Origin of the sequence: Delftia sp. S65 (genome assembly GCF_016516495.1) — a bacterium.
Classification (GTDB): domain Bacteria; phylum Pseudomonadota; class Gammaproteobacteria; order Burkholderiales; family Burkholderiaceae_C; genus Comamonas; species Comamonas acidovorans.
This window is the reverse complement of the sequence record NZ_JACVUR010000021.1, coordinates 1-17909: the sequence shown is the minus strand read 5'-3', so window position 1 is coordinate 17909 and position 17909 is coordinate 1. Positions and strand designations below refer to the sequence as shown.

Sequence of the window (17909 nt, the reverse complement as noted above, 5' to 3'; positions counted from 1 at the left end):
ATTCCATGAAAACACCAGGCCTTACTTTCACTTCCACAGCTGCGCAGATACGGCTGTCCGCATGGCGGCGCACGTGGTCGCCGCTGCTGGCCGGCTGCGCGCTGGGCATGGCCCTGCTCATGCCCGGCCTGGCTGCAGGCGCCGAAATGGTGCTGGCCACGCGCGTCACGGCCGGTGCAAAACCCTGGCTCACGCCCGCGCACCGCCAGTGGCTGCAGGCGCGCGGGCCGCTGACCGTGGGCATTTCCCTGCCCGACCATCCTCCCCTGGAAATGATCGATGGCGAGCGCTTCCAGGGCATCACGGCCGACCACCTGGGCCTGCTGTTTCCCGCGCCGGTGCGCTTCAAGACCTATGGATCGCGCGTGGCCGTGCTCGATGCGCTGCGGCGCGGCGAGATCGATCTGGCCTGCGAGGGCACCGAGCTGGAGGCCGAACGCGCCGACCTGGCCCTGAGCGTGCCCTACCTGCCCAGCCAGCCCGTGCTGGTGTCGCTCTCGCATGCGCCCTTCGACGCGGAGCGCCGGGGCGCGCGGCTGGCCATGACGCCCGACCAGCTGCTGCGCTCCCAGGTTGCGGCCGCCTATCCTCTCAGCGAGCTGCTGACCTATGAAACACCCCGCCGCGCGCTGGAGGCGCTGAGCCTGGGCGAGATCGATGGCTTCGTCGGCGACACGGTCACGGTGCACTACCTGATCCAGGCCAACTACCTGCTCAACCTGCGCGTGCAGGGCTTTGCCCCCATAGAGAGCCGGGGCTTCGGCATGCTGGTGCGGCATGACGATACGCAGTTGAAGGCCTATCTGGACCAGGCCCTGCCCGCCATCACCTTGCAGCATGGCGACGACATTCTGCACAGCTGGAGCGGCAGCCGCCGTCCGCTGCTGGGAAGCGACCGCGTGGCCCTGACACCCTCGGAAAAGCAGTGGCTGGATGCCCATCCCCGCATTCCCGTGGTGCTCAACAGCTCGCTGGGATCGCTGGGAAAGCTGAATGCCGACCGCCAGGCCGAGGGCATAGGACCCGACTACCTGGACCTGATCAGCCACCGCTCCGGCCTGCAGTTCGACTACGTGACCGCACGCAACTACACCGAACTCGAGGCCATTCTGGGCTCGGGCAAGGCCCTGCTCACCCCCGTCTACACCTCGCCGCCGATTGCATCGCCCGATATCAAGCTGCTGCCGCCCTACCTGCGCAGCGCGGTGGTGGTGCTGGCCCGGCCCGAGGCGAACGCGGGCACACAGCGTGACAAGGGCATACACCACCTGCAGGGACTGGAGGGCAAGCGCGTGGCCATGGTGGCTGGCTTCTTCCTGGAAGACACGGTGCGCCGCGAGCATCCGCGCATACGGCTGCAGCTGTATCCCGACCTGGCCCAGGCTCTGGCCAGCGTGGCGGCCGATGACAGCGATGCCTTCGTCGGCAACGACTACGCAGCGCGCTATGCCAACGCCCAGCAATTGGGCAACCAGTTGCAGCTCACCGGCATCCTGGAGGACTACACCCGCCCCGTGAGCCTGGCCGTGCATGCCGCCGAGCCCGAGCTTCTGAGCATTCTGGAGAAGGCCCAGCTGTCCATCTCACCCGAAGAAATGGCCGAAATCGTGCGCCTGTGGGCGCCGCGCGATAGCGGCAGCGGCACGCGCTTTTGGCGCGAGCACCGCCAGCGCCTGCTGCTGCTGCTGGCAGCGCTGGCGCTGGCCACGGCCACCTCCCTGGTCTGGGGCTTTTACCTGAGCCGCCAGATGCGCAGGACGCGCCGTGCCGAGCGGCGCGCCGAGGCCGCCAACCGGGCCAAAAGCCTGTTCCTGTCCACCACCAGCCACGAGATACGCACGCCGCTGAGCGCCATCATCGGCCTGCTGGAGCTGGCGCAGGACCGCGAAAAACTCGGCCTGCCCCACCGCGATACGCTGGCCGCGGCCCACAAGGCCTCACAGGGCATGCTGCTGCTGCTGGGCAATGTGCTGGACCTGCACCGCATCGAGTCGGGCCACATCGACTCCACGCCCCAGCCCGTGGCGCTGCGGCCGCTGATCGAAGACATGGCCCCGCTGCTGCAGGGCCTGGCGCACGGCAAGCGGCTGTCGCTGCGCACCCAGGTTGGCAAGGGCGTGGACCTCAGCGTGACGGCCGACCCGCTGCACCTCAAGCAGGTGCTGTTCAACCTGCTGAGCAATGCCATCAAATTCACCGAACGCGGCAGCGTCACCCTGCGCGCGCAAGGCACCCGCCGCCATGACCGCCTGCTGCTGCAGATGGAGGTGGAGGACACCGGCATCGGCATTGCGCCGCAGGACCAGGCCCGGCTGTTCAAGCCCTTTTCGCAGGTGCCGGGAGCCCATCAGGACCAGGCCTTCGGCAGCGGCCTGGGCCTGAGCATCACGCGCCGCCTGCTGGAGCACATGGGTGGGACCATCACCCTGGAGAGCGTGCCGGGCCGGGGCTCACGCTTCACGGTCAGGCTGAGCCTGCCCCTGGTGGAGCCGGACGACAGGCTGTCGGCCGAAGAGGTATTGCCCCGGCTCATGCCCGCGCCCCTGGAGCTGCGTGCAAAGGCCGATACAGGCACCGAGCCCAAGCCCGAAGTCCCAACCGAGCCCGAACTCAGAATCCTGGCCGTGGAAGACTATATGTTCAATCGCGAGCTGCTCAAGAGCCAGCTCACCGCGCTGGGCCAGGGCATCTCGCTGGCCGGCGATGGACAGGAGGCCTGGGCGCGTTGCCTGGTCGAGTCCTTTGACCTCATCATCACCGACGGCCGCATGCCGATCATGGACGGCTTCGAGTTCATCCGGCGCCTGCGTCGGCGGGAAGCCGAAAACCAGCTGCGCCGCTGCCGCGTGATTGCGCTGACCGCCAGTCCCGAGGCCTCCGAGGCCCTGCTCTACCTGCAGGCCGGTGCCGACGAGGTGCTGTCCAAGCCGGCCTCCATGGAAGACCTCAGGCGCGTCATCGAGCAGGTGCGGGACGAGTTGCAGGGCCGCGCGCCCGGCACCTGGCATCGGCCACCGGCCGCACCCTCCACGCTCAGCCCGGCTTGACCGAGCTGCTGGCCGTCACGCGGCTTTGCTCGAAGCGCTGGGCCAGCTCGCGGCGCAGGTCCTTGCGGATCAGCGCGGCCTGCCAGCGGCGCTTTTCCTCGTCGGTGGCCGGCACCAGCGTGGGCACGGGCGCAGGCTGCTTGTTCTCGTCCACCGCCACCATGGTGAAAAAGCAGCTGTTGACATGGCGCACCACCTGGGTGCGGATGTCCTCGGCCACCACCTTGATGCCGATTTCCATCGACGACTTGCCCGTGTGGTTGACGCTGGCCAGGAAGGTCACCAGCTCGCCCACATGGATGGGCTGCAGGAACATCACCTGGTCCACGCTCAGCGTGACCACATAGCGGCCCGCGTAGCGGCTGGCGCAGGCATAGGCCACCTGGTCGAGCTGCTTGAGAACGGCGCCGCCATGGACGTTGCCCGAAAAGTTCGCCATGTCGGGCGACATGAGCACGGTCATGCTCAGCTGGTGCGATGGGAAATTCATCGCTGGATTTTAGGTCCCCCCTGAGTCGCTGCGCGCCTTCCCCCAGAGGGGGACGACACCCTCGGTGCGGGGCGGCCCTTCCTCGGTGTCCCTGGCTTCAGGACACGCCAGTTTCACAGGGCACGCGAAGGGCTGGCACAAGTGCGCGAGAATGGGCGCCCTTTTGCCCCCCGAGTGACGTTTTTGTGACCTCTTCCCTCTCTTTCGACGCCATCGTCATCGGCGCCGGCGCGGCCGGTCTGTTCTGTGCGGCCCAGGCCGGACAGCGGGGCCTGTCGGTGCTGCTCCTGGACCACGCGGAGAAGGTGGCCGAGAAGATCCGCATCTCGGGCGGCGGCCGTTGCAACTTCACCAACCGCGACCTGGACGTGCGTGCGCCGCACAAGCACTTCGTGGGCGGCAACCCGCAGTTCTGCCGCTCGGCCCTGTCGCGCTACACGCCGGCCGACTTCATCGCGCTCATGGACAGGCACGGCATTGCCCACCATGAAAAGCACAAGGGCCAGCTGTTCGCCGACCGCTCGGCCGAGGACATCATCGCCATGCTGCTGGCCGAATGCCAGGCCGGCGGCGTGCAGCGCTGGCAGCCCTGCAAGGTCGATTCCGTCGCGCATGCGGATGGCCAGTACCGCCTGCAGACCAGCCGTGGCGCCGTGCAGGCGCCCAGCCTGGTCATCGCCACGGGCGGGCTGTCCATTCCCAAGATCGGCGCCACCGACTTCGGCTACCGCCTGGCCCAGCAGTTCGGCCTGCCCCTGGTCGAACGCACGCCGGGCCTGGTGCCGCTGACCTTCGACGGCGACGCCTGGGCCCCCTACGCCCAGCTCGCCGGCCTGGCCCTTCCGGTCGAGATCAGCACCGGCAGCAAGAAAGAGCGCATGGCCTTCATGGAAGACCTGCTGTTCACGCACCGCGGCCTGTCCGGCCCCGCCGTGCTGCAGATCTCGAGCTACTGGAAGCCCGGCACGCCCCTGTGCATCAACCTCGCCCCCGAGGTGGACCTGCAGGACGAATTGCTCAAGGCCAAGTCGCGCTCGCGCAAGCTCATCGCCAACGAACTGGCGCAGTGGCTGCCCTCGCGCCTGGCCGATGCCTGGGTGCAGCAGGACGCGGCCTGGCAGCGCCCCATTGCCGAAGCCTCGGACAAGGCCCTGAACCAGCTGGCCGAGCGCCTGTCGCGCTGGGAGATCGTGCCCACCGGCACCGAAGGCTACAAGAAGGCCGAAGTGACGCTGGGCGGCGTGGACACGCGTGCGCTTTCGCAACAGACCATGGAATGCAAGACCCAGCCCGGCCTGTACTGCATCGGCGAAGTGGTGGACATCACCGGCTGGCTGGGCGGATACAACTTCCAATGGGCCTGGGCCAGCGGGTATGCCTGCGCGCAGGCCTTGCCTTGTGCGTGATTTGTCAGATCGCTTTCGTCTCGCGTATAATCGCCCGCTTTGCTGGCAATTGCCCCGTCGGCCAATACTAGTTAACTATTGACGGGGACCAACCGCTGAACATGGCTCTCAGGCCCGATCTTCCCGAGAACCCGCTGTCAGCACAGATATCTGGAAATCTAGCTAATGACCACCATCCGCGTAAAAGAAAACGAGCCCTATGAAGTTGCCCTGCGCCGCTTCAAGCGCACCATCGAAAAGCTCGGCCTGCTGACCGACCTGCGCGCTCGCGAGTTCTACGAGAAGCCCACATCCGAACGCAAGCGCAAGAAGGCTGCCGCCGTCAAGCGTCACTACAAGCGCGTTCGCAGCATGCAGCTGCCCAAGAAGCTGTACTGATCAGCCCTTGACCAGCCGGCTCTCGTCAGCCGCAAAACCCGCGCTCGGGACGCCAGGCGCGGGTTTTTTGTTTTTGTTTTTTGGTTTTTGTTTTCCGACGCCACTACCTCAGGAGAAATGCCATGAGCCTCAAGGCCCAGATCACCGAAGACATGAAGACCGCCATGCGCGCCAAGGACAGCGAACGCCTGGGCACCATCCGCCTGCTGCTGGCCGCGATGAAGCAAAAGGAAGTCGATGAGCGCGTCGAGCTCGACGACGCCGCCATCATCGCCATCGTGGACAAGCTGATCAAGCAGCGCAAGGACAGCATTGCCGCCTTCGAGGGCGCGGGCCGCCAGGACCTGGCCGACAAGGAAAAGGCCGAAATGGCCGTGCTGACCGCCTACCTGCCCGCACGCATGTCGGCCGAGGAAGTGGCCACCGCCGTGAAGGCCATCGTGGCCGAGCTGGGTGCCTCCGGCCCCGGCGACATGGGCAAGGTCATGGGCGCGGTCAAGGCGCAACTGGCTGGCAAGGCCGACATGGGCCAGGTGTCCGCTGCCGTCAAGGCCGCCCTGGCAGGTTGAGCCTGCTGCGGCAGCCGCGCCCTTTTCAGGACGCTGCTGCCGCCCATTCCTGCTGAAAGTGCTCCTGCAGGAATTCGACACACACCCGCACCTTGGCCGACAGCTGCAGCCGCGTCGGATAGACCGCCCAGACATTGGCCTCCTGCCGCCATTCGGGCAGCAGCTGCACCAGGCGCCCGGCCTGCAGATGGGCGCCCACATCCCATAGCGAGCGCAGCGCAATGCCGCGCCCGTCCACGGCCCACTGCACCACCATCTCGCCGTTGTTGGCCGACAGCGGCCCCGTGACCTTCACCGATTGCTCGGCGGCGCCCGCGCGCAGCCGCCACACGCCAAAGGCCTGGTCGCGCTCCTTGATGGCCAGGCAGTCGTGGGCCGACAGCTCGGCCGGCGTGCGCGGCGTGCCACGGCGCGCCAGGTAGGCAGGCGCCGCGCACAGCACGCGGTGGTTGTCGGCCAGCCGCCGTGCAATCAGGTGGGGCGCGATCTCGTCGCCCACGCGCACATCCAGATCGAAGCCCTCCCCCGCCACATCCACCAGCCGGTCGAACACATCCAGCCGCACCTGCAGCCCCGGATGGCGCTCCACCAGCCGGGACAGCGCCGGCGCGATCACATGCCGCCCGAAGCCGAAGCTGCTGCTCACGCGCAGCAGGCCGCGCGGCTCGCTGCGCGTGATGGCCACCTCCTGCATCAGCTGGTCCATGTCGTCGAGGATGCGCTGCGCCCAGTGGAATACGCGCTCGCCCTCCTCGGTCACGGCCACGCGGCGCGTGGTGCGGTGCAGCAGCTTCACGCCCAACTCCTGCTCCAGCAGGCGGATGCGCTTGCTCACATAGGCGGGCGATGCACCCAATTCCTCGGCCGCAGCGGCAAAGCCGGATTTGCGGGCCACCACGGTGAAGACACGCAGGTCTTCGGGAGCCGGTTGTTTATTCACGATCTGTAAACAATGGAACCACAGTTGGCCGATTGTATTTAGCCCTGGCGCAGCCAACAATGCCATGCATGCGGCCAGGCTGTCAGCGGCGCCGCTTCATATCCATCCATTCGATCCAAGGACAGACACCATGCAAGACACATTCAAGATCGCCGTCATCGCCGGTGACGGCATTGGCAAGGAAGTCATGCCCGAAGGCCTGCGCACGCTGGAGGCCGCCGCCAGCCGCTTCGCGATCAAGCTCGAATTCCACCATTTCGACTGGGCCCACTGCGACTACTACCTGGCCCACGGAAAAATGATGCCCGACGACTGGAAGGCGCAGCTCTGCAGCATGGACGCCATCTTCTTCGGCGCCGTGGGCTGGCCCGCCACCGTGCCCGACCATGTCTCGCTGTGGGGCTCGCTGCTCAAGTTCCGCCGCGAGTTCGACCAGTACATCAACCTGCGCCCCGTGCGCCTGTTCGAGGGCGTGCCCTGCCCGCTGGCCGGCCGCAAGCCCGGCGACATCGACTACTACGTGGTGCGCGAGAACACCGAAGGCGAGTACACCTCGCTGGGCGGCATCATGTACGAGGGCACGGACCGCGAAATCGTGATCCAGGAATCGGTCTACTCGCGCAAGGGTGCCGAGCGCCTGCTCAAGTACGCCTTCGACCTGGCCCAAAGCCGCGAGCGCAAGCACGTCACCCTGGCCACCAAGAGCAACGGCATCGCCATCAGCATGCCCTGGTGGGACCAGCGCGCAGAGGACGTGGCCAAGGCCTACCCGGACGTCACGCTGGACAAGCAGCACATCGACATCCTGACCGCGCGCTTCGTGCTGCAGCCGGGCCGCTTCGACGTGGTGGCCGCCACCAACCTGTTCGGCGACATCCTGAGCGACCTGGGCCCGGCCACCACGGGCACCATCGGCCTGGCCCCCTCGGCCAACCTCAACCCCGACCGCAGCTTCCCCAGCCTGTTCGAGCCCGTGCACGGCTCGGCGCCCGACATCTATGGCAAGAACATCGCCAACCCCATCGCCATGGTCTGGTCGGCAGCGCTGATGCTGGACTTCCTGACCCACGGCCAGGGCGCAGGCCGCGCGGCGCACGACGCCATCGTCTCGGCCATCGAGGAAGTCATCAAGAACGGCCCCCGCACGCCCGACCTGGGCGGCACGGCCAGCACCACCGAAGTGGGCCAGGCCATCGCGGCACAGATCGCGGGCAAGTAGGCCTCAGGGCTGCTGCGCCTGCCGGGGCCGGCGCACGGCCCTGATGCGGCCGCTTTCTCCGCCGCCGCAGAAGAAGCGGTCGCCGCCGTCGGACTCCAGCCCCGACACGCCGGTGCCGGCCGGCATCTCCAGCCGCTGCAGCACGGCACCGCTGTCCGGGTCCAGGCGCCGCAGATCGCTCTGGCCCTCTTCCCAGGTGCCGTGCCACAACTGGCCGTCCACCCAGGTGACGCCGGTGACGAAGCGGTTGGACTCCAGGGTGCGCAGCACCGCCCCGGTGTCGGGGTCGATCTGATGGATCTTGCGGCCGTGGTACTGACCCACCCACAGCGAGCCCTCGGCCCAGGCCATTCCCGAATCGCCGGCATCGCCGCCGCCCCCGGGTGCAGGAATGGTGGCCAGCACATGGCCGGTGGACAGGTCGATCTTCTGGATACGGTCATTGGCGATCTGGAACAGATGCCGGCCATCGAAGGCCGTGCCGGCATCGCCCGGCACAGGGATGCTGCGCACGATCCGGCCGCTGTCGGGGTCCAGCGCCTGCAATTGGGTGCCGGTGGCGAACCAGACCTGGCTGCCGTCGTAGGACACCCCGTGCACGCAATCGATGCCGGGAAAGGGACCGTACTCGCGGATGATTTCTGCAGCTTCTGTCTTCATGCGGAACTCCTGGTTGCGTTGGTCGGCCCATGCTAGCCAGCCGGCAGCACAGCGGGGAGTAACAAAGTCGTCGTGAATCCCGGCGCAGGCCGGGCCACCCAACGGCGGGCGCGTCCCCGGCCCACGGGCTGCGCCAGCGCGTCGCGCTCCAGCGCCTCCAGGGCCCTCTGGACGCTGCGCTGGCTCGCGCCCAGTGCCAGGGCCAGCGCCGAACTGGCCCAGGCCTCGCCATCGGAGAGCAGCGCCAGCACCGGCCCGCACAGCGTCCCTTGCACTGCTTCCAAGGGCCGTGCCAGCACGGCCACCCGGGCCTGCCGGGGCGCCAGCACAAATCCCAGGGGCGTGGCGTGAACTTCGGCCAGCGGCCGCAGCAGGCGGCGCAGGCGGCCAATCTCGACACGCAGACGCGCACGGTACGAATCATCGGCCTGCCGGGCGCGAAATACCTGCGCCACCAGCGCCTCGCGTGAGACATCGCCGGGCCAGGCCTCGCCCAGCGCGCGCGCCAGCGCAAACAGCACCGGGCGCCCCGCCAGCGAGACCGCCACCGCTCCGGCGCGCACCGCATGGCGGCAGGCATCCACCACCAGCGCGCCCGAGGCCAGCAGGGTCCCGGCCTCATCCAGCGACAGCAGCTTCTGAGCCTGCGGTCCGGCCGGCTCCCGCTCCAGCAGCACCGCAGCAGGCGCGTGCAGGGCCTGGGCGGCCTGCCCCACCTCGGCGGCCAGTGCTGCAATGCCGGCGGCGCCGGCCGCCTGCGCGGCATCGGCCAGCGCACTGTGCGCCGCACGGATGTCCAATCGGCGCATGGCGATACCCGCCAGGGCCAGGGCATGGAACGCCTGCAAGGCGGCAGGCAGCAGCGCGGGCCGCAGTCCACCCAGCAGACCCTCGGCCTCGCCCAGGCGGCCCAGCAGCAGGCAACGGCGTATTTCCAGATAGCCTGCATGCGCGGCGTTCACGGGATCGCCATGCGCCTGCAGCACCGCCCGCGCCGCAACCAACCTGCGGGCCGGCCATGCCAGCTCGCGCAGGGCCAGTGCAATCTCGGCCTCGGCCACTACGCAGCGGGCGCGGGCCACGGCCTCATGGGCGCCGAAGGCGCGCGCAGCGCTGCGCAGCAAGGCCCTGGCCCGTACCAGATCGCCCAACTGCGCCATGGCGATGCCACGCAGTGCCAGCGCGGGCGCATCGTCGCGCAGCGCCACCCGGTTCAGCGCGCCAAGGGGGTCGCCAACCGCGAGCGCACGGGCCGCCGCCGTGATCAGAGAATCCATGCCCATCCCATCCATCGTGTGCGGCACGGCTGTGCCTGCAATTCATCCCGGGCCAACGCACGGTCACGGCCCGGTCATCGGTGGGCGCTAGGCTGGGTCGCCAAACGCCCTGCCAAACGCTCTGCCAAACGCTTTGCCACGCCCACTCCCCCGCCATGATGCTCCGCCGCCATCTTCTGCTGTCCGCCGCTGGCGGCTCGCTGCTGCCCTCCATCCTCCGGGCCCAGTCCGCACCCGCCGCCATCACGCGCGACGCGGCGCGGCCGCTGCTGCCCTCGGGCCTGCAAAGCGGCGATGTGCTGGCTGACCGCGCCATCGTCTGGGCGCGCGCCAGCCGCGATGCGCGCATGTGGATCGAATGGTCCACCACCTCCGGCTTTGCCAACCCCACGCGCGTGCGCGGGCCTGATCTGCTGATGGACAGCAGCGACGGCACGGGCCGCATCGACCTGCAGGGTCTGCCTGCGGGCCAGGACATCTTCTACCGCGTGGTGCTGGAGGACTTTGCCAGCGCCAATGTGCGCTCGCCCGCCGTGCAGGGGCACTTTCGCACGCCGCTGGCGGCGGGCATGCCCGCCACGCGGCCGCTGCGCCTGGTGTGGAGCGGCGACACGGCAGGCCAGGGCTTCGGCATCAACGAGGCTTTTGGCGGCATGCGCATCTACGAGGCCATGCGCAGGACCGACCCCGACGTGTTCCTGCACAGCGGCGACACCATCTATGCCGACGGCCCCATCGCCGCGCAGATGAAGCTGCGCGACGGCACGCTGTGGAAGAACCTGGTCACGCCCGAGGTCGCCAAGGTGGCCGAGACGCTGGACGAATTCCGGGGCCGCCACCGCTACAACCTCATGGACGCCAACGTGCGCGCCCTGGGCAGCGAGGTCGCCCAGATCTGGCAGTGGGACGACCACGAGGTCACCAACAACTACTCGGACAGCAAGAGCGTGGCCAACGACGCGCGCTACACCGAAAAGAACGTGCAGCTGCTGGCGGCGCGCGGCCAGCGCGCCTTCATGGAATACGCGCCCATGCGTCCCTTCGGCGCGGCCATGCACCAGCGCCTGTACCGCCGCCTGCCCCAGGGCCCGCTGGCCGACATCTTCGTGATCGACATGCGCAGCCACCGCGGCCCCAACAGCCACAACCTGCAGGCGGCCGAAGGCCCGGACACCGACATGCTGGGGCGCCCGCAGGTGCAGTGGCTGCTGGACGGCCTCAAGCACAGCCGCGCCACCTGGAAGCTGATCGCCAGCGACATGCCCATCAGCCTCTTCGTGCCCGACGGCAAGGATGCCGAGGGCCGCGCCCAGTGGGAGGCCGTTGCCAATGGCGAGCATGGCGCACCCCGGGGCCGCGAGCTGGAGATGGCGCGCCTGCTCAAGGGCATCAAGGATGCGGGCATCCACAACGTGGTCTGGCTCACGGCCGACGTGCACTACACGGCCGCCCACCATTTCAGCCCCGAGCGCGCCAGCTTCCAGGACTTCGACCCGTTCTGGGAATTCGTCTCCGGCCCGCTGAACGCGGGCGGCTTCGGCCCCAACGAGATGGACAAGACCTTTGGCGGCGAAGTCGTTTTCCAGAAAAGCGCGGGCCACGCCAACTCGGCGCCCAGCGAAGGCTTCCAGTTCTTCGGCCAGCTCGACATAGACCCCCGCAGCCAGGCGCTGACCGTGGTGCTCAAGGACCTGGACGGCAAGGCGCTGTACACGAAGACGCTGCAGCCGCAGCGCAGCTGAGCCTGCCGCCTGGAGATCACGGCATTGCCCCCGCCGCAGGCCCCTGGCCGGCGAACAGGGCAAGATGGCCGGCTGCGGCATTCGGGCCGCTCAGACACAGCACGGAATCTCCATGAAGCACTACGACTACATCGTCATCGGCGGCGGCAGCGGCGGCATTGCATCGGCCAACCGCGCCGCCATGCACGGGCGCCACTGCGCGCTGATCGAAGCCGGCGAGATCGGCGGCACCTGCGTCAACGTGGGCTGCGTGCCCAAGAAGGTCATGTGGCATGCGGCCCAGATCGGCGAGGCCATGCACCGCTACGGCCCCGACTACGGCTGGGATGCCACCGTCAACCGCCTGGACTGGCAGCGCCTGCTGGACAGCCGCAGCGCCTACATCGACCGCATCCATGCCTCGTATGAAAGCGGCCTGGCGCGCAACAAGGTCGAGCTGATCCAGGGCTTTGGCCGCTTCGTGGATGCGCGCACCGTGGAGGTGGGCGGCCAGCGGCTCAGTGCCGACCACATCCTCATCGCCACGGGCACGCGGCCGGCACGGCCCGACATTCCGGGCGCCGAGCTGGGCATCGACTCGGACGGCTTCTTCGCCCTCAAGGCCCTGCCTGCGCGCACGGCCGTGGTCGGTGCCGGCTATATCGCCGTGGAGATTGCCGGCGTGCTGCACGCGCTGGGATCGCAGACCCATCTGTTCCTGCGCCAGAACTCGGCACTGCGCGGGTTCGATCCGCTGCTGAGCCAGACCCTGATGGAGATCATGGAGGCCGAAGGCCCCGCCGTGCACCGCCAGGCCACCCCGAAGGCCGTGGTCCGCAACGCAGACGGCAGCCTGGACCTGCAACTGCAGGACGGCAGCAGCCACACCGTGGACTGCGTGGTCTGGGCCGTGGGCCGCAGGCCCGACACCTCGGGCCTGAACCTGGAGGCCGCAGGCGTGGCGCTGCAGGACAGCGGCCACATCGCGGTGGACAAGTTCCAGGACACCAATGTGCCCGGCATCCACGCCGTGGGCGACATCACGGGCCGCATCGAACTCACGCCCGTGGCCGTGGCCGCCGGCCGGCGCCTGTCCGAGCGCCTGTTCAACGGCAAGACCGGCGAGCACCTGGACTACGACAACGTACCCACCGTGGTCTTCAGCCACCCGCCCATCGGCACCGTGGGCCTGACCGAGCCGCAGGCACGCGAGCGCTTTGGCGACGATCAGGTCAAGGTCTACCAATCGGCCTTCACCGCCATGTACACGGCGGTCACGCGCCACCGCCAGCCCGCGCGCATGAAGCTGGTCTGCGTGGGCCCCGAGGAGCGCATCGTGGGCATACACGGCATCGGCCTGGGGATGGACGAGATGCTGCAGGGCTTTGCCGTGGCCCTGAAGATGGGCGCCACCAAGCGCGACTTCGACGACACCGTGGCCATCCACCCCACGGCGGCCGAGGAGTTCGTGACCATGCGCTGAACAGGCGCACAGCCTGCACTCAGCGGTTGACCACGGCCTTGGGCAGGGCCAGCGTCAAGAGGCTGCCGGCCACCAGGCAGGCGGCGAACAGCAGCAGGCCTGCGCTCGACGAGTGCGTGAGATCCTTGAGCCAGCCCAGCAAATAGGTGGCCGCAAAGCCTCCCAGGTTGGCAATGGAGGCGATCAGCGCAATGCCTGCGGCCGCCGCCGGCCCCGTCAGGAACGTGGCGGGCAGGCACCAGAACACGGGAAAGGCTGCCATGATGCCCGCCGTCGCCAGAGAGAACAGCAGCACGGTGGCGAACACATGGCCGGTGTACAGCGTGCTCAGCGCCATGGCGGCCGCGCCCGCCAGTGCCGGCAGCACGATGTGCCAGCGCCGCTCGCGGCGCCGGTCGGAGCTGATGCCGTTGAGCAGCAGCGCAGCGATGGCAAAGGCATTGGGAACGGCCGTGAGCAGGCCGATCTCGGCCGTGCTCCTGACCCCGGCCTCGCGGATGATGGTGGGCAGCCAGAAGCTGATGGCATAGGTGGACATCATCAGGCTCAGGTCGATCATGCCCAGCAGCCAGACCCGGCCGCTGGACAGCGCCGCCCACAGCGAATGGTGGGACTCGGCCAGCCTGTCGCTGTCGAGGTTGGCGCGCAGCACGCCCTTGTCGCGCGGCGACAGCCATTTGGCCGACTCGATGCTGTTGGGCAGGAAGACGAAGACCAGCAGGCCCAGCACCACCGAGGGAATCGCCTCCAGGAAGAACAGCCACTGCCAGCCCGCATAGCCACGCACGCCGGCAAAGGCCGTCATGATCCAGCCCGACAGCGGCGCCCCGACCAGGCTGGCCAGCGGCAGGCCGATCAGGAACAGCGCCATGATCTTGCTGCGCATGCGCGTGGGATACCAGTAGGTCAGGTACAGCATGACGCCGGGAAAGAACCCCGCCTCTGCCACGCCCAGCAGAAAGCGCAGCACATAGAACTGCATGGGCGTGCTCACGAACATGGTCGCGCCCGAGATCAGGCCCCAGGTGATCATGATCCGCGCGATCCACAGCCGCGCGCCCATGCGCGCCAGCACCAGGTTGCTGGGCACCTCGAAGAGGATGTAGCCCACGAAGAACAGGCCCGCACCCAGGCCGTAGACCGTCTCGCTGAAGCCCAGGTCCTGCTGCATCTGCAGCTTGGCCAGCCCCACGTTGATGCGGTCCAGATAGGCGGCCAGGTAGCACAGGCAGAAGAAGGGCACGAGCCGCCACGTCACGCGCCCGTACAGCTGCCGCTGCTCCTTCTCCTGCTCCCGCAAATGGACCCCCTGCCCCTGCATACCGCCAATGCCTGCATTGCTGTGAACTGACATTTCAGCTCCTTGCTGTGTTGACCATTGCCACCGTTCATGGCCCTGCGTCGCCGCGTTGGCGCACTGCAGCCGGATCCGGCGGAAACATCTGTCTGCAGTGGAAATTTCAAGTGCCTACGCTCAATGCTACGCACGATAGTCAAAAACAAATCAAGTAGTTTCCCGATAGCCATCATCCATCAATGCGCACAAAAATCCCTGTACACAAAGGAAACAAGGGGTATCAACTCACGCAATGCCTTGGTGCTCCTTTGTAGTGAACCCGACTCAATTCAAGTGCATACGCTTCAAAAGCCCGAACCCGCGGAATGACATCCGTGATCAGAACCAAGGAGACACCCCATGCCCAGACTGCAATCAAGTACAGGACACGCCATTGCCCTGGCCGCCCCGGCACTTGCCCTGCTCCATGCCATCACCCCGCTGCCGGCGGGCGCGCAGGTCACGCTGCACGGTCAGATCGATGCCTTCGCGGGGTTCTCGCGCCCGCTGGGCGCGGACAAGGGCACGGGCGTGCTCACGCCAGGCGGCATGCAGACGAATTTCTGGGCCTTGCGTGGAACGGAGGACCTGGGTTCTGGATTGAAGGCCGTGTTTGCACTGGAGGCCTTCTACCGCGCGGACAGCGGCGCCGAAGGGCGTTTTGCCAATGACGCCTTCTTTGCGCGCAGCGCCTATGTGGGCCTGAGCGGCGGCTGGGGCACGCTGCAACTGGGGCGCAACACCACCCCCTACTGGCTGGCCACCATCGCATTCAACCCGTATGCAGGGTCCTTTTCGTTCTCACCCGCGGTGCTGCACAGCTTCGGGCCCAACGGCACGGCCGCCGCGCCGCTGCGGGGCGACTCGGGCTGGAGCGACAGCCTGCTCTACACCAGCCCGTCCTGGGGCGGATTCACGGCACGGCTGCAGTATTCGTTCGAGCCGCCGGCCGGCACGCCCGCATCCCAGCGCCGCGATGCGGACAAGTACGGCGCCAGCCTCAGCTATGCGGGCGGCGCATTCGCCGCCGCCCTCGCCTACCAGAGCGTGGCCTATCCCAATGCCGCCACCACCGCTACCGCCACCGGCCTTGACCGCCAGAGCGCCTGGCTGCTGGGCGGCTCCTACGATCTGGGCATGGTCAAGCTGTTCGCCCAGTACCAGCGGCTGGCCGACACCGTGGCCGGCGCGGACCGCCGCAGGAACAGCGGCCAGTTCGGCCTGTCCATTCCCGCAGGCCCGGGCGCCGTGCTGGCCTCATATGGCCATGCGCGCACCTCGGGCGCCGAAGACGCCAGGCGCAACACCTGGGCCGTGGGCTATGACTACCCACTGTCCAAGCGCACGGACATCTACCTCAACAGCCTGCACGACCGCATCACGGGCACGGGCGCCGGCAGCGGCCAGACCTGGGGCCTGGGCCTGCGCCACTATTTCTGAGTCCTGGGCTGGGGCTGGGCCGGTGGCTGCTGCACCACGCGCAACACCGTCTCCACCATGTGGTCGCCCCAGCGCTGCAGCTCGGCCTGCTGCAGCAGCTCCTTGTCGAAGAAGGCGCTCAGCGTGTAGCGGTTGGACAGGTAGAAGTAGCCCAGTCCCATGACCGTGATGTAGAGATCGTCGATGTGCACATCGGGACGGAACAGACCCTGGGCCATTCCCGATTCCACAGCCTTGCGCAGCAGCGTGATGGCGTTGGGAAAGAAGTCGCGTATGCCCGAGGCCTTCTTCAGGTGCTTGCCCTTGAGCAGGTTTTCGGTGTTGAGCAGGAAGATCAGCTCCGGGTGCTCCTGGTAGTAGCGCCACATGAAGCGCACCACGGCCTCCAGCGCAGCGCGCGGATCGTCGAAGTCCACCACCAGCTTCGCCTCGGCCTCCACCAGCTTGCGGTAGGCGTTCTCCAGCACGGCGGCGAACAGCTTGTCCTTGCTGCCGTAGTGGTAGTAGAGAAGGCTCTCGTAGCACTTGGCCTGCTTGCCGATGCGCTGCACGCTGGCGCCGTCGTAGCCACTTCTGGCGAACTCGATCTCGGCCGCCAGCAAGATGGCCTCCTTGGTCGTCTTGCCGGTCTTGGCAGTCCGCTTGCGCCCCGCAGACGCCTTGGCAGGGGCCTTGGAAGGGGCCGACTTCGCAGCGGCTTTCCTGGCGGGCGCAGCCTTGCGCTTCGGGGTGGCGGGAACTTCCTCGGGATCAGTGGTCATGGGCACGGCGTCAGGTGAAGGGGGCGTTGCGTCGGCCATTCTAGGGAAAAACGCCATATTGAAATTGAGTGTTCACTCAAACAAAATTGAGTGAACACTCAACAAGGAGAGTCCCCATGGAAACCTATGTACTCGATACCTGGTACCCGCTGACCTGGTCGCGCAACGTGGGCCGCCAGCTGTCGGCGCACCGCATCGTCGAACGCGACGTGGTGCTCTACCGCACCGAGGCCGGCGCCGTCGTGGCCATGGAGGACGCCTGCCCCCACCGCCTGCTGCCGCTGTCCATGGGCAAGCTCAAGGGCGATGCCATCGAATGCGGCTACCACGGCCTGACCTTCGACTGCAGCGGCCGCTGCACGCGCGTGCCGGGCCAGGACATGATCCCGGGCAACGCCGTGGTGACCTCCTATCCGGTCAAGGAGAACATGGGCCTGGTCTGGATCTGGATGGGCGATCCCTCGCGCGCCGACAGCGTGCCGGTGTTCGACCTGCCCCAGTACCACGACCCGGCGTGGAGCGCCGTCGAAGGCGATGCGCTGCGCATAGAGGCCAACTACCTGAACCTGGCCGACAACCTCTGCGACCCGGCCCATGTGAGCTTCGTGCACCTGAGCACGCTGGGCAACGCGGCCAGCGAGGACATCCCCGTGCACCACGAGGAGCTGGACGGCCGCATCGTCACCTGGCGCTGGATCATCGATGCGCCGGCCATTCCGCTGTTCGCCAAGTACGGCAATTTCAGCGGCAACGTGGACCGCTGGCATTACTACCACTACCACGCGCCCAGCATCGCCATCATCGACTTCGGCAGTGCCGCCACGGGCACGGGCGCCCCCGAGGGCCGGCGCGACAACTGCATGCAGATCTATGCCTGCCACTTCATGACGCCCGTGGACCGGAACACCTCCATCGACCACTGGCTGCACGTCAAGAACTTCACGGCCGATGCCGACACCAATGCGGCCCTCTCTGCCGACTTCCGCGTCGCCTTCGCCGAGGACAAGGCCATCCTCGAAGCCATAGAGCGCAACGAAAAGCGCTTTGCCACGCGCAAGACCATCAAGATCGCCATCGATGCGGCCCCCCGGCGCATGCGCCGCATGGTGGACCGCATGATCGAGGGCACGCCCACGGGCGGCTGAGGAGCGGGCCATGCACGACGACACCCACCCCACCCTC

The 17909-nt window shown here is 67.6% G+C and carries 15 protein-coding genes; 9 read left to right on the top strand and 6 right to left on the bottom strand.

Translation table 11 applies throughout. The annotated features are described in order from the left end of the window. The first annotated feature begins 107 nt into the window (after positions 1–107). On the top strand, positions 108–3047 hold the full coding sequence (locus tag IAE24_RS17260; protein ID WP_199961266.1) for an ATP-binding protein: 2940 nt from the start codon (positions 108–110) through the stop codon (positions 3045–3047). On the opposite strand, the gene IAE24_RS17255 is transcribed toward IAE24_RS17260, so the two are convergent. Continuing rightward, on the bottom strand, positions 3034–3537 hold the full coding sequence (locus IAE24_RS17255; RefSeq protein WP_013803479.1) for an acyl-CoA thioesterase: 504 nt from the start codon (positions 3535–3537) through the stop codon (positions 3034–3036). The two genes, IAE24_RS17260 and IAE24_RS17255, sit on opposite strands and share 14 nt — an antisense overlap. A gap of 185 nt (positions 3538–3722) precedes the next feature. Between IAE24_RS17255 and IAE24_RS17250 the strand changes: the two genes are divergently transcribed. From IAE24_RS17250 to IAE24_RS17240, 3 genes are all read left to right on the top strand, one after another. Continuing rightward, positions 3723–4943 carry an NAD(P)/FAD-dependent oxidoreductase gene (locus IAE24_RS17250; protein ID WP_123692343.1) on the top strand — a complete coding sequence of 407 codons (1221 nt, stop codon included), beginning with the start codon at positions 3723–3725 and terminating at the stop codon, positions 4941–4943. Positions 4944–5108: 165 nt separating this feature from the next. Further along, the gene (gene rpsU, locus IAE24_RS17245) at positions 5109–5321 is read left to right on the top strand and encodes a 30S ribosomal protein S21 (protein ID WP_012204283.1); all 213 of its coding nucleotides are present in this window, start codon (positions 5109–5111) and stop codon (positions 5319–5321) included. Positions 5322–5443: 122 nt separating this feature from the next. Then, positions 5444–5890: a GatB/YqeY domain-containing protein gene (locus IAE24_RS17240; RefSeq protein ID WP_199961236.1), complete on the top strand. Its 447-nt coding sequence runs from the start codon at positions 5444–5446 to the stop codon at positions 5888–5890. 25 nt (positions 5891–5915) lie between these two features. Here the strand turns inward: IAE24_RS17240 and IAE24_RS17235 are convergent, their stop codons facing one another. Next, on the bottom strand, positions 5916–6830 hold the full coding sequence (locus IAE24_RS17235) for a LysR substrate-binding domain-containing protein (protein ID WP_170962064.1): 915 nt from the start codon (positions 6828–6830) through the stop codon (positions 5916–5918). Between the two features lie 130 nt (positions 6831–6960). Between IAE24_RS17235 and IAE24_RS17230 the strand changes: the two genes are divergently transcribed. After that, complete coding sequence (locus IAE24_RS17230; protein WP_199961235.1) at positions 6961–8049, top strand: tartrate dehydrogenase; 1089 nt, start codon at positions 6961–6963, stop codon at positions 8047–8049. Positions 8050–8052: 3 nt separating this feature from the next. Here IAE24_RS17230 and IAE24_RS17225 read toward each other — a convergent pair whose 3' ends face one another. Together IAE24_RS17225 and IAE24_RS17220 are read right to left on the bottom strand one after the other, a co-directional pair. Beyond that, entirely contained in the window at positions 8053–8709 is a 657-nt protein-coding gene (locus IAE24_RS17225; protein WP_063326791.1) for a Vgb family protein, read from the bottom strand. A 32-nt stretch (positions 8710–8741) separates the two neighbouring features. Beyond that, the gene (locus tag IAE24_RS17220; protein WP_199961234.1) at positions 8742–9986 is read right to left on the bottom strand and encodes a helix-turn-helix domain-containing protein; all 1245 of its coding nucleotides are present in this window, start codon (positions 9984–9986) and stop codon (positions 8742–8744) included. A 155-nt stretch (positions 9987–10141) separates the two neighbouring features. Between IAE24_RS17220 and IAE24_RS17215 the strand changes: the two genes are divergently transcribed. Both IAE24_RS17215 and gorA read left to right on the top strand, forming a co-directional pair. After that, positions 10142–11728, top strand: coding sequence for an alkaline phosphatase D family protein (locus IAE24_RS17215; protein WP_199961233.1), 1587 nt, complete (start codon positions 10142–10144; stop codon positions 11726–11728). Positions 11729–11840: 112 nt separating this feature from the next. Next, on the top strand, positions 11841–13190 hold the full coding sequence (gorA, locus tag IAE24_RS17210) for a glutathione-disulfide reductase (RefSeq protein ID WP_071954757.1): 1350 nt from the start codon (positions 11841–11843) through the stop codon (positions 13188–13190). A 19-nt stretch (positions 13191–13209) separates the two neighbouring features. Here the strand turns inward: gorA and IAE24_RS17205 are convergent, their stop codons facing one another. Then, positions 13210–14544 (bottom strand): MFS transporter, encoded by a 1335-nt coding sequence (locus IAE24_RS17205; protein WP_404827607.1) that lies wholly within the window; start codon positions 14542–14544, stop codon positions 13210–13212. Positions 14545–14886: 342 nt separating this feature from the next. Here IAE24_RS17205 and IAE24_RS17200 point away from each other — a divergent pair, with 342 nt between their 5' ends. After that, on the top strand, positions 14887–15966 hold the full coding sequence (locus IAE24_RS17200) for a porin (RefSeq protein WP_199961232.1): 1080 nt from the start codon (positions 14887–14889) through the stop codon (positions 15964–15966). Here the strand turns inward: IAE24_RS17200 and IAE24_RS17195 are convergent. Beyond that, positions 15957–16727: a TetR/AcrR family transcriptional regulator gene (locus IAE24_RS17195; protein ID WP_199961231.1), complete on the bottom strand. Its 771-nt coding sequence runs from the start codon at positions 16725–16727 to the stop codon at positions 15957–15959. The genes IAE24_RS17200 and IAE24_RS17195 overlap by 10 nt on opposite strands. A gap of 116 nt (positions 16728–16843) precedes the next feature. On the opposite strand from IAE24_RS17195, the gene IAE24_RS17190 reads away from it, so the two are divergent. Beyond that, on the top strand, positions 16844–17872 hold the full coding sequence (locus IAE24_RS17190; protein ID WP_199961230.1) for an aromatic ring-hydroxylating dioxygenase subunit alpha: 1029 nt from the start codon (positions 16844–16846) through the stop codon (positions 17870–17872). Positions 17873–17909: the final 37 nt, after the last annotated feature.

What these genes read in the sequence shown, in the direction of transcription:
- rpsU (WP_012204283.1), top strand. Translation starts at nt 5,109, where the DNA reads ATGACCACCATCCGCGTAAAAGAAAACGAGCCCTATGAAGTTGCCCTG.
- IAE24_RS17220 (WP_199961234.1), bottom strand. Translation starts at nt 9,986, where the DNA reads ATGGATTCTCTGATCACGGCGGCGGCCCGTGCGCTCGCGGTTGGCGAC.
- IAE24_RS17215 (WP_199961233.1), top strand. Translation starts at nt 10,142, where the DNA reads ATGATGCTCCGCCGCCATCTTCTGCTGTCCGCCGCTGGCGGCTCGCTG.
- IAE24_RS17260 (WP_199961266.1), top strand. Translation starts at nt 108, where the DNA reads ATGGCCCTGCTCATGCCCGGCCTGGCTGCAGGCGCCGAAATGGTGCTG.
- IAE24_RS17240 (WP_199961236.1), top strand. Translation starts at nt 5,444, where the DNA reads ATGAGCCTCAAGGCCCAGATCACCGAAGACATGAAGACCGCCATGCGC.
- IAE24_RS17205 (WP_404827607.1), bottom strand. Translation starts at nt 14,544, where the DNA reads ATGTCAGTTCACAGCAATGCAGGCATTGGCGGTATGCAGGGGCAGGGG.
- IAE24_RS17230 (WP_199961235.1), top strand. Translation starts at nt 6,961, where the DNA reads ATGCAAGACACATTCAAGATCGCCGTCATCGCCGGTGACGGCATTGGC.
- IAE24_RS17190 (WP_199961230.1), top strand. Translation starts at nt 16,844, where the DNA reads ATGGAAACCTATGTACTCGATACCTGGTACCCGCTGACCTGGTCGCGC.
- IAE24_RS17255 (WP_013803479.1), bottom strand. Translation starts at nt 3,537, where the DNA reads ATGAATTTCCCATCGCACCAGCTGAGCATGACCGTGCTCATGTCGCCC.
- gorA (WP_071954757.1), top strand. Translation starts at nt 11,841, where the DNA reads ATGAAGCACTACGACTACATCGTCATCGGCGGCGGCAGCGGCGGCATT.
- IAE24_RS17195 (WP_199961231.1), bottom strand. Translation starts at nt 16,727, where the DNA reads ATGACCACTGATCCCGAGGAAGTTCCCGCCACCCCGAAGCGCAAGGCT.
- IAE24_RS17225 (WP_063326791.1), bottom strand. Translation starts at nt 8,709, where the DNA reads ATGAAGACAGAAGCTGCAGAAATCATCCGCGAGTACGGTCCCTTTCCC.
- IAE24_RS17200 (WP_199961232.1), top strand. Translation starts at nt 14,887, where the DNA reads ATGCCCAGACTGCAATCAAGTACAGGACACGCCATTGCCCTGGCCGCC.